The 3,092-nt window shown below is 32.1% G+C and carries 3 protein-coding genes; all 3 read right to left on the bottom strand.

The genetic code is table 11. From position 1 onward, the window contains the following. The coding region (locus tag ACIQ2S_RS12450; RefSeq protein WP_396176471.1) for an ATP-binding protein at nucleotides 1-465 on the bottom strand (465 nt) is incomplete at its 3' end. A 2-nt stretch (nucleotides 466-467) separates the two neighbouring features. After that, a complete protein-coding gene (locus ACIQ2S_RS12445) occupies nucleotides 468-1,739 on the bottom strand; it encodes a DNA cytosine methyltransferase (RefSeq protein ID WP_396176469.1) in 1,272 nt (423 codons plus the stop codon). 372 nt (nucleotides 1,740-2,111) lie between these two features. Further along, nucleotides 2,112-3,092 (bottom strand): hypothetical protein (locus ACIQ2S_RS12440; RefSeq protein ID WP_396176467.1); only part of this gene is annotated, 981 nt, incomplete at its 5' end.

The raw sequence follows: 3,092 nt of genomic DNA, 5'->3' as shown, positions 1-3,092 counted from the left end.
ATCAGAATTTTTAACTTTTAAAACCTCTTTCTCCTCTTCTAAAACTTTTTTCAAATCAAACTCAACAAACCTTTCCTCTTCCTCATCTAAGGCAGCTGTTCTCACACTCCAAAAATCAGCAAGCCAAATTGATGCAGTTTTCATTCCCATTCCAAATTCATGTAAACCAGTATTGTCGATAGGTATATTAGCTGGCTCAAATGCTCTTTGAAAATTTTTGGTGTCAATGCCAGCGGCATTGTCAAATATTTTTATGTAATTATTATCCCAGTCTATATTTATTCTAACTTCAAATTGATATTTTCCTTTGTTGGCTTTCCTTAAACGGTCTTTATTATTCTCAAAACTCTGAACGGCATTATCTACATATTCGCCAAGAGCAAACCAAACTCTATTATTTAAGTTACGAAATTGTCCGTAAACCCCAGTTTGAATTTTTATCGATACGGTGTTTATATTGCTCATAATTATTTCAAAAGATTTTTAGCTATATTTTTTACAACACAAACATTTACAGCATTTCCAAATGCACGGAATGCTTTTGCCGTTGTGCTTGGCAATTCTTTAAGTTCTTCCATGCATTGTAATTTTGAAGCTTCTCTTGGTGTCATATATCTACCAAGCCAAGGAAAAATTGGTATTTGTGTTGATGTTAAAACTAATGCTGGTGAAAAATTTGGCATCTTTACTCTAATACCCGAAGGCCTAAATTGTAAAATCTTGTCATTAATTACCAAAGGGATTTTATTACCACAATTCCATTCAAATTTTTGATGACTGTTTTCAAAATCAAGAATTTTTGGAATCCAATTGTCTAGCCATTTTTTATGTTTTAAATAAAATTCTCTGTTGGCTCTGATGTAATATTTTTTCCAGTGAGGAAATTCTTTCTGATCAATCTGGGAATAGATTGGCAAACATTCAAGCACTTCATCAAAAGAATGTCCTTTGATTTTTTGACCGAACTTTCCTTTGTATTTTTTTAATTCATCTGTTGAAAGTTTAATTGGGGCTTTATTGTCGTAAGGATATGTTGCTCCAAACTCCATTGCCCAAATTGGAAATCTCGGTACTTCTTCGCTTTTAAGATTATCTAAAAACTCTTGCCAAACTTTAATGTGGTTTAATGAATCGGGTTTTATTCCAGTATATTCTTGTGGTTTTTTTTCAATAATTGATTTTATCGAAAGTGTTCCTTTAAAATCACCTTCAGGCAACTCATAATTTTTTAAACCGCCTTTAGATTTTAAACGGCATACAATGTAAATCCTTGAACGATGCTGTGGAACACCGAATTTATGAGGTGAAATTACCTTTTCTTTTACATCATACTTGACGGAAAGTTTATTAAAAATAAACTGCCATGTGTTACCTTCATCGTGACCTTTAAGATTTGGAACATTCTCTAAAAAAATAAATTCTGGTTTGTGAAAATCAGCAATTTCCATTATCCGATTAAAGAAATTACCATTATTCAAGTCATCTAGTCCGTTTTGTTTGCCCGCTTTGGAAAATGGTTGACACGGAAAACCAGCACAAATTATGTCATGTTTAGGAATATCCTTAACTTCTACTAAGTTTATGTCTCCTGTGCAATCGATACCATGATTAATTTTATATAGTTTCCTTAAGTCCTCATTTATTTCGCTTGCAAAAACACATTTATGCCCTAAGCTATTTAATGCAATATGGAAACCACCTAGGCCTGCGAATAAATCAATGAATTTAAATTTTCTCATACTAATTTGATAATTCTATTAATTGTTTAGATCTAAAAAACTCAGACTTTAGATTTATACATTTTGTCTGTGGTTAGGCAAAAAAGTGGCACTTTTGGCTTTGCGAAGGGTCGGCAATGAGTGTCGACTTACTCGTTGTCCGTTTGTTGTATAGTTTCTTTGTCTTTGGTTACCTGTCAAAATGGTTTACTTTTTTCTCGTTTTTAGTCATATGTTAGTTGTTGTCGGGTCGTTCTATAAGTTGGCTGGTAGCGATTTGCAGCTACCCGAAGGTGGCGATTTTAAACACAAATGTTGATGCGGAGAACCAAACTTTGCTTAACCACAAAAGTGTCTTCAGAGCACTGAACCGACACTTTTGGGTAGGTGCTGTTAGCTGCCGGTTTTAATTATTCTGTCAATAATTTCAAATGTCGGTTTAAATCCGTCAAAATTTGTTGTTGCTTTTTTTGATTCAATTGCTAATGCGAAATTCACTTTATTACCTGAAAATGTATAAACTGTCCGGTCAAAAAGTGTAGGATATTGTCTATTTGCATTAGGAATGTCAGAATCTAAAAGTAAAAGCTCGGTTGATAAGTAGCAGTAATCCTTTTGTGTCTTGTGCGTAAAGTTTGTTCTATGATTTGGAGTGACTAAAGTCATTACAAATACATTATGTTTTACTTTATGTTTGTAAAGAAGAAACTTCTCGGAGTTTGAATCTAACTTATCAAATAATTTCTTTAGAGTAATAATTTCACTTACACCTGTAGAATCAAAGTCGAATATCCCGATTACTATGTTGTTAGTTGGTGTTTTTGATATATGATTATACATAAATTGGTTTATAAAGTTTGCACCTGAACCAATTGTGCTTCCATCGTCTGAAATTAAATGCTCGCAAAGAATAAAATCTTTATCAATTGTTTTATTGTAAATTGATTCAAATGCCAAACTGAATAATTTATTATCAGTTTTACCTTCAAAAATCAAATATGGTTTTTCAATGTTTTTGAGTTTATCTTCATACAGTTTAGCCAATTCGTTATTAATGTCAATAATTCCTAGTTCATCTGATAGTAAATTTTGATTGCCAGCATCAATTTGAACAACTTCTGTATTTTCGCTTCCTGCTTTCCTATAAACTCGAAACTTCGAGGTGTTCTCATTTTCTATGGATATAAAATGGAAAGAATGACTTGCAACAAAAATTTGTGTTTTTTTTGAGTATTCGTTTGAGAATTGTTCGGATATTTTTTTTGAAAGTGAGTATTCACAAGAATTTTCCGGTTCATCAAATCCCCATATTTCATAGTATTTCGAATTATTTGAAATGTAATTAAGAATGGTTGGGATATATCTGAGTCTTAT

Source organism: Flavobacterium sp. (assembly GCF_044371705.1).
GTDB lineage: Bacteria > Bacteroidota > Bacteroidia > Flavobacteriales > Flavobacteriaceae > Flavobacterium.
This window is presented reverse-complemented; position numbering and strand designations above follow the sequence as displayed.